The organism is Burkholderia singularis, from assembly GCF_900176645.1.
Classification (GTDB): domain Bacteria; phylum Pseudomonadota; class Gammaproteobacteria; order Burkholderiales; family Burkholderiaceae; genus Burkholderia; species Burkholderia singularis.
Window position 1 is genome coordinate 42,547 of the sequence record NZ_FXAN01000060.1, and the last position, 7,110, is coordinate 49,656.

Genomic DNA, 7,110 nt, shown 5'->3' on the forward strand with positions numbered 1-7,110 from the left:
GGATACTCACACCCCCCCTGTTGGCCGCCTGAGCATCGGCGGCATTTTTTTATCCGGATCGAGGCGGCACGCGCCGCCCATGCAAGACAGGATCGGAGGAAACGATGATTGAGGATACCGTTTTCAGCGGTCTGCATACGTTGCTCACGCACGAACATGCATTCCCGGTGCAGAGCTGCCGCGTTTCGGTCACCATGCAGCGGCCATGGGGACGCCCGTATCGTCTCGTCGAATGGACGATGCATCTCGATGCGCCCGCGCGCCGCCGGATCGTGCCGGCCGAAAGCACCGAAGCCGAAATCGCCGAGGCCGTCGCGTCTCACGTGCCGGGGCGGCTGTACGAAGGCGGCACCGCACTATATTGACGTGCATTGCGGTGTGCATCGGCGCGGCAGCAGCATGACGCTGTCTCGATAGCTGTCCTGACGATCATCATCCTGGCCGGCTTGGCTGGCCTGGTCACCGTTCTTTCCGCTCGCGGCCTTCCATTGCCGCGCGCTGCGGCATCGGGTCTCGCTATCCCCGCGGGTAAATCTGTTACCCTGCGCGTTTTCCGTTTTGCAATGCCTCGATGGAAAACGCCTTCAACGAACGCGGCGTGACGATCACGCGCAACGGCCTGTCCGCCGGCGGGCAACTCTTCGCGCTGCGCGAAATTCGTGATGTCGAAGTTCTGACTATCCCCAAAAATAAGCTCGTGCCGTGGTCGATCTCGCTGATCGGGCTCGCCGCCGCAATCTATGGCGGCCTGAGCGGCACGAACGTGCTGCTCGTCGCGGGCGTGATGCTCATCGTCGTCGGTTATCTGGCGTGGACCACGCAGGATGTCACTCATCAGCTCATCGTCGTCATGCCCGACGGCAAGCACGAAGCGCTCACCAGCGTCGAGCGCGATTTCGTCGAGCGAGCGGCGCGTGCGGTGCGCGCGGCGCAAGCCGCAAACGCTGCCGCGCCTTGATGCAGCCCGACACGACCTTCGCCGTGCGCATGGCCCACCATCGCGGTCGACCCGATTCACCCGGCATCGGCGCAATCACGCTGCGCGTCGCGCTGCGACACGATCCGGCCGGGCGTGAATGGTGCCATCCGGCCGTTCTTCAGCCAATCGAGCGAAATCGGCCACAGGCTCGCCTCGAAGCGGCTGTGAAAGAACGCGAAATGCCCGATGCGATCCGCGCCAATCGCATCGGGAGAAATCCGCAGATGCACGACGCGGCTGCGCGTGAAATACCGGAGTAGCCGCTCGATCGCCGAAACCGTGCCGAATTCGTCGTCGGTGACGCTTGTCGCGAGCACCGGTGCGCGCAGCGCCGCAAAGCGGCGCACCAGCGCACGGCGTTGCACGTCGTCGCGCAAAATCGGCGCGCGGCGATAGGTATCCTCGAAATTCGGCCGGCTGCGGCTCCACGACAGCGCAACGCCCTTCGGCGTATCCTCCATCCAGCCGAAGCGCTTGGCCGGAACATAGCCGCAGAGCGCCGCGAGCAGCGGCATCAGCCAATGCCATTTCCACAGCATTGAAAACTTGTGCCGGGCCGCGTAGTCGCGCCAATACGCATACTGCGCTCCCATCATGAACACGCGGCGAATCCGTGCGTTCGACGGCGCGAGTCCAACCACGAAGCCGCCGATGCTGTGCGCGACCACATCGATCGGCTGCCCCGCAAACGCATCGAGCACATGGCGCAGCACCGCTTCGAAATCGAGTTCGCCCCAGTCGAGCCAGGTGGCGTCGAAATGTGCAAGCCGCTCAGGCCGTGATTCGCCGATGCCGCGATAATCGTAGACGATCGCATCGTAACCGTGCCGATGCAAATACGCGGCGAAGCGGAAATAGTACCGGCAGCGCACCGATGTCGCCGCGTTGACGATGACCACGGGCCTCGGCTCGCCACCGGCGGGCACCGCGCGGTGGCGCCAAACGAAACCCTTGATCGGATAGCCGTCGGCCGCCGTCACGGTGATCGGCTCCGGCTCGGTTAAGCCCGTGTCGTTATCGTCTGTCCCGCTCGCTACGCTGATTTCGCCCGTCCCGGTCATTTCGCTCATCCCATCATCCTCAGCATGCACACCCGTCATGCGCACCACCGCTGCCGGCGCGCCGCATCGCGGTTCGTGCGGATTGCACCGCATTGCCTATTGCACTTGACCTTCGCGATTCGCTCAATCAATCTTCCCGCATCTCTCGCATGAGGAGTGCGCATGGCAGTCCCTCTCGTCAAGCTCCCGCCGCTCGATCTGATCCGCGGTTTTGTCGCGGTCGGGCGGCGCATGAGCATCACCGTCGCCGCGCAGGATCTGTGCGTCACGCAGTCTGCCGTCAGCCGGCAGATCAATGCGCTCGAAACAACTCTCGGCGTGCGCCTGCTCAACCGCGGTTACCGGTCCATCTCGCTCACCGCCGATGGCGAGCGGCTGTTTCGCGCGGCAGACGGCGCGATCCAGCAATTGCAGGAAGCCGTCGACGCGCTTACGCATCCGACGACGCGCCAGCCGGTGACGATCACCGCGAGCATCGGCGTCGCCGCGTTGTGGCTGCTGCCGAGGCTCGGCAACCTGCAGCGCCGTCATCCCGACATCGATCTGCGCGTCGCCGCAAACGACAAGATACTCGACGCGCGCGCCGAGGGCATCGATCTGGCCATCCGCTATTCGCCGGCGAGCAGCGCGCCGCCTGCGTCGATCCGCCTGTTCGACGAATCGATCATGCCCGTCGCCCATCCGTCGCTCGGGGTCCACACCCTCGACGCCGTCGCGCTCGCCCGCCACGTGCTGCTCGAATTCGACGGTCCGCGCCGGCCGCTGCTGCGGTGGTCCGATCATTTGAGCGCGCTCGGCCTTGACGATGCGCCCACACGCGGCATTCTGCGCTTCAACCAGTACGACCAGGTGATCCAGGCAGCGCTGGCGGGCAGCGGAATCGCACTCGGGCGGCGTGCGCTCGTCGAGCCGCTGCTCGCGGAAGGCCGGCTTGTCGCGATTGGCGAGCCCGGCGCCGGCCGTGCATCCGGGCACGCGTATTGGCTTCATCAGACCGAAGCGGTGGCGCGCGACGATGTGCGCGCGGTGGTCGCATGGATCATGGACGAAGCCTCCGCGATGGCGGATGCGGACGTGGATGCCGATGCCGATCCGGCTTGACGATCGCGCTGACGCCACCGGAAGACGCAACATGTTTCGCCGCGTCGCCGAGGCGCGCAATGCACGCTGAAATCAAACGGCATATGGCCCGCGAAGCCGGTGCGCGCCGGCCAACCTGCCACGAAACCCCATGCCAGCGGCGCTCTCCCCGCCGTCGCCACGCTCGCATGCGTGCCACGCATGCGAATTCAACCTAAGAGTCACTTGAGCGGCCGCACCCGTCAGCGCTTTAATGGCCAAACGACGGTCGCCGAACGCGCGCCCGTCGAAGTCGAATCCGCACGGCGCGCGCAGCGCTGCCAGCCGCGCGACGACACTTGGTCGAATCGAACACATGACGGAGACATATGGTGATCGGACCCGCAGACGCGTGGCAACACCGCTGGCGACTCGTAGTGGCAGGCGGACTTCTAATGGGCGCGGCGCTCGGCGTGCGCAATGTGCAGGGGCTGTTTCTGCTGCCCGTCACCATCGAGCACGGCTGGCCGCGCGAGACATTCGGCTTCGCGCTGGCGCTGCAAAACCTGCTGTGGGGCGTCGCGCAACCGTTCACCGGCATGATCGCAGACCGCTTCGGTTCTGCCCGCGTAATCGCCGCAGGCGCAGTGCTCTACGCACTCGGCCTCGTCGTGATGGCGCACACGGCGTCGGCCGGCGTCTATACGCTGGGGACCGGTGTGCTGGTTGGGATCGCGCTATCGGGCACCGCGTTCGGCGCGGTGTACGGCGCGCTGTCGCGGTTGTTTCCGGCCGAGCAGCGTGCTTGGGCGCTCGGCGTCGCCGGAACGATCGGCGGCCTCGGCCAGTTCTGCATGGTGCCGCTTACGCAACAGATGATCGCCGGGCTCGGCTGGGTGTCGGCGATCGTCGTGCTCGCCGCCGTGATGTTTGCTACCGCGCCGCTCGCCGCTTGGCTGCGCGAGCGCCGTGCCGAACCCGGCGTGCCCGGCGATGACGGACAAACGATGCGTGCGGCGATTCGCGAAGCGCTATCCCACCGTGGCTTCTGGCTGCTGAATCTCGGTTTTCTTGCCTGTGGATTCCAGCTTGCATTCATCACCGCGCACCTGCCCGCGTATCTGCTCGACAAAGGCATGAGCGCACGCCAAGCGGGCATCGCGCTTGCGAGCATCGCACTTGCCAATACGATCGGCACGTTCCTGTGCGGTTATGCGGGCGGCTTTCTGCGTCGCAAGTATCTGCTGTCGGGCATCTACTTCGTGCGCGCGGCCGCGATGCTGCTGTTCGTGACGCTGCCGCTCACGCCTGCGAGCCTCTATGCGTTTTCGTTCGTGATGGGACTCGTCTGGCTCGGCACGGCACCGCTGACAAACGGATTGGTGTCGCAAGTGTTCGGCGTGCGCTACATCACGACGCTGTTCGGCTTCGTATTCTTCGGCCACCAGCTCGGCAGCTTTTTCGGCGTATGGCTCGGCGGCGTCGTGTTCGACGCGACCCATTCATACGATCTGCTGTGGTATGGCTCGGCCGCGCTCGGCGTGATCGCCGCAGTGCTGCATCTGCCGATCGACGATCAGCAAGTCACGCGGCTTGCCGCGCCGGGCGTCAGGCTGACATGAGGTGAGCGATGCGCTCTTGTCGAAAAACAGCTCGGCCGCATAGCGGATGCGGCAAGTGCATCCGCTATGCCATGCCAATGTGCGACCTCCAGTGCACGCAATGCTGACGGCAATGGCACCCACCAAGCTCGCCAGTCGCATAGCGTTCGTAGTCCTTGCCATTCTCGTGACGATCGGCCTTGCGGCGCTCGTTTCATGGTCTTTCGCGGGGTATCTAACGTCATCGGTGCTGATTTCGCTGCTGTCCGGCTTTTCCTTCTGCGAATAGCAGCGCATAACGACTGCCGCCGCACACGCCGACGACAAATCACCTCACGCGTGCCCGACATCGATGCATCCCGCATCGACGCCGCACAGGCGTGACAGCCGCCTGGACTCTTCGTAACGTAGAACGTGACGCTGCCGACAACGGCGTTCAGTTATAATGCAGCACCAACTTCTTTGGAAAACTAACTGTACACTGCACGATAAGACGTGCATTGGCTCGTTGCGAGCCCTTGTTTGACCGATCGCCTTGCGAAGCTGGCAAACACGGTATCCTCTGGCGCCTCCAATCCCGATCGGACCGGTATTGCGGCCCCTCGCGCCTGATTCACCCCCTCGCCTGTACGACGCGCATCGCCCCGGCAACGCGAACTATGACGTCTACAACAGGAGGGGCAGCCCATCCCCGCACTTCTCGTCATCGCCCGAGCGTATGTCATTCGGCGCTCGCAACCTCTTGCCTGACCAGGCACCGCATCATCGGTGTCACACCAATTAACCAGGAACCTTGAATGGCCAAAGAAGAACTGCTGGAACTCGACGGCATCGTAGACGAAGTACTGCCGGACAGTCACTACCGCGTCACGCTCGACAATGGCGTCGTGGTGGGTGCTTATGCGTCTGGCCGTATCCGAAAGAATCACATCCGCATCCTTGCAGGGGATCGTGTCACGCTGGAACTCTCCGTGTACGATCTGACAAAAGGAAGGATCAATTTTCGACACAAGGACGAACGCAGCGGCGGCTCAACGCGCAGAACAGCCTTTCGCCGCCGTTGACACGAGTACGAAAGCCTTGGGACGGCATCATGGCGGAACCATGATGCCGCCCTGAAACCCGGCCCTCCGACGCTTTGTCAACGAAGCACGGGCAAGTAAATTTCCGCTGTACAAGTCCAGCAATGGGCGTAGCATGAAGCGAATGATTGCCCGGGCCCGTTCCCGCATATCCGCCGACTTCTTTTCGATGAAACAGGGCTGCCCGCTTTCATCGCAAGCCGAACAACGCGGCCGATCGTGTGAAGACTGAATTCAGTCGCTCGCACTGCTACTGTCTTGCGCCGCATGGTGATGCGGCCTCAGAGGTGCCCCGATGGCAACTAGCTTCCGTCTCTACCGCGGGTTGGAAATTTACCCGCTTGTTTATCCACGTCATACCACCGAGCCCGGATACGGGCATAACTACGACGAGGGCTTCAACGCCGCCGTGCGCATCCAGGAGCCGGAAAACCCCGACGGACCATCGCGCAGCCGAGTATTCCAGCTCCCGGTGGCCAAGCCCTTCCTGAATGCAGGTGATGCGAGGCGAGCATCAACTGCCTATGCGGAGCACCTCATCGACACTTGCTCGCAAGACGCGAGCGTCCTCGACCTTGAATTGTGATTCGTCGCGTCCCACGCCAAGCGCTCGCCAGCGCGCCCCTGCGTCGGGATACGCAGGCAAAAATAGAGGTTTTATATGGATAGAACCGACCTATTGAAGCGGATCCGACGTGACGGCTCCGGCATTGTCGACCAATTTTTGCCGTTTGGAGCTCGCGCCGAGTTAGACGGTGTCCTCCGCGACGGTCATCACGAGATCGATGCGAGTGCATGGCTAATGTTCGTGTCCATTCGCGCACTCTTGCGTAACGACGGCATGGCGAGTTGCGAGTCGGACCATGAGGCGAGCCAAATCATGGCCCTTCTGAACACGTAACGGCAATTTACCCGTCACGCCACGTTCCGCAGCGGTCATGGCCGCGCGGCAATCATGCAATAAGAGAGAATTCGCTTCAATTCAGCCCGCTTCGCCATCGACCTGACGCCGTGCCGCGCAAACGGCGAATACGTGGCCGATGCTCACGCAAGGATTTGGCGCAGGCGTGGCTCGATGGTAAGCGTGTCCCCAGCACCGTCTCGACGATGTGAAAGGAAGTTGCCAGAGTAGTCCCCACCAAAGTAGTGGGGACCAAAGTGGCAACAGATACGCCGAAGAGAACTTCACGCAAAGGCATCCCGAATCACCCGATCGAATTTCGACGGCATCTGGCCAAGCTGGCCTGCGAGCCGGACGTATCGGTGGCGCGTCTGGCGATGGAGCATGGGGTGAATCCGAACCTGGTGTTCAAATGGCGTCGAGCATT

General features: G+C 63.0%; 8 protein-coding genes. 7 read left to right on the forward strand and 1 reads right to left on the reverse strand.

Translation table 11 applies throughout. The features are described from left to right. Positions 1-104: 104 nt before the first annotated feature. Together BSIN_RS12935 and BSIN_RS12940 are read left to right on the forward strand one after the other, a co-directional pair. On the forward strand, positions 105-365 hold the full coding sequence (locus tag BSIN_RS12935; RefSeq protein ID WP_059512766.1) for a DUF2866 domain-containing protein: 261 nt from the start codon (positions 105-107) through the stop codon (positions 363-365). A gap of 206 nt (positions 366-571) precedes the next feature. After that, entirely contained in the window at positions 572-958 is a 387-nt protein-coding gene (locus BSIN_RS12940; RefSeq protein WP_069236269.1) for a DUF6232 family protein, read from the forward strand. 56 nt (positions 959-1,014) lie between these two features. On the opposite strand, the gene BSIN_RS12945 is transcribed toward BSIN_RS12940, so the two are convergent. Then, positions 1,015-2,040, reverse strand: coding sequence for an alpha/beta hydrolase family protein (locus tag BSIN_RS12945; RefSeq protein WP_369828183.1), 1,026 nt, complete (start codon positions 2,038-2,040; stop codon positions 1,015-1,017). A 162-nt stretch (positions 2,041-2,202) separates the two neighbouring features. Here BSIN_RS12945 and BSIN_RS12950 point away from each other — a divergent pair, with 162 nt between their 5' ends. The 5 genes from BSIN_RS12950 to BSIN_RS12980 all read left to right on the forward strand — a co-directional run. Then, positions 2,203-3,141, forward strand: coding sequence for a LysR substrate-binding domain-containing protein (locus BSIN_RS12950; RefSeq protein WP_089340808.1), 939 nt, complete (start codon positions 2,203-2,205; stop codon positions 3,139-3,141). 347 nt (positions 3,142-3,488) lie between these two features. Further along, positions 3,489-4,721 carry an MFS transporter gene (locus tag BSIN_RS12955; RefSeq protein WP_069236271.1) on the forward strand — a complete coding sequence of 411 codons (1,233 nt, stop codon included), beginning with the start codon at positions 3,489-3,491 and terminating at the stop codon, positions 4,719-4,721. A gap of 776 nt (positions 4,722-5,497) precedes the next feature. Then, positions 5,498-5,764 carry a translation initiation factor IF-1 gene (infA, locus tag BSIN_RS12960; RefSeq protein WP_059512751.1) on the forward strand — a complete coding sequence of 89 codons (267 nt, stop codon included), beginning with the start codon at positions 5,498-5,500 and terminating at the stop codon, positions 5,762-5,764. A 313-nt stretch (positions 5,765-6,077) separates the two neighbouring features. Beyond that, on the forward strand, positions 6,078-6,368 hold the full coding sequence (locus tag BSIN_RS12965; protein ID WP_089340809.1) for a hypothetical protein: 291 nt from the start codon (positions 6,078-6,080) through the stop codon (positions 6,366-6,368). Positions 6,369-6,928: 560 nt separating this feature from the next. After that, a partial coding sequence (locus BSIN_RS12980; RefSeq protein WP_143757433.1) for a transposase occupies positions 6,929-7,110 on the forward strand: 182 nt, incomplete at its 3' end.

What these genes read in the sequence shown, in the direction of transcription:
- BSIN_RS12935 (WP_059512766.1), top strand. Translation starts at nt 105, where the DNA reads ATGATTGAGGATACCGTTTTCAGCGGTCTGCATACGTTGCTCACGCAC.
- BSIN_RS12940 (WP_069236269.1), top strand. Translation starts at nt 572, where the DNA reads ATGGAAAACGCCTTCAACGAACGCGGCGTGACGATCACGCGCAACGGC.
- BSIN_RS12945 (WP_369828183.1), bottom strand. Translation starts at nt 2,040, where the DNA reads ATGACCGGGACGGGCGAAATCAGCGTAGCGAGCGGGACAGACGATAAC.
- BSIN_RS12950 (WP_089340808.1), top strand. Translation starts at nt 2,203, where the DNA reads ATGGCAGTCCCTCTCGTCAAGCTCCCGCCGCTCGATCTGATCCGCGGT.
- BSIN_RS12955 (WP_069236271.1), top strand. Translation starts at nt 3,489, where the DNA reads ATGGTGATCGGACCCGCAGACGCGTGGCAACACCGCTGGCGACTCGTA.
- infA (WP_059512751.1), top strand. Translation starts at nt 5,498, where the DNA reads ATGGCCAAAGAAGAACTGCTGGAACTCGACGGCATCGTAGACGAAGTA.
- BSIN_RS12965 (WP_089340809.1), top strand. Translation starts at nt 6,078, where the DNA reads ATGGCAACTAGCTTCCGTCTCTACCGCGGGTTGGAAATTTACCCGCTT.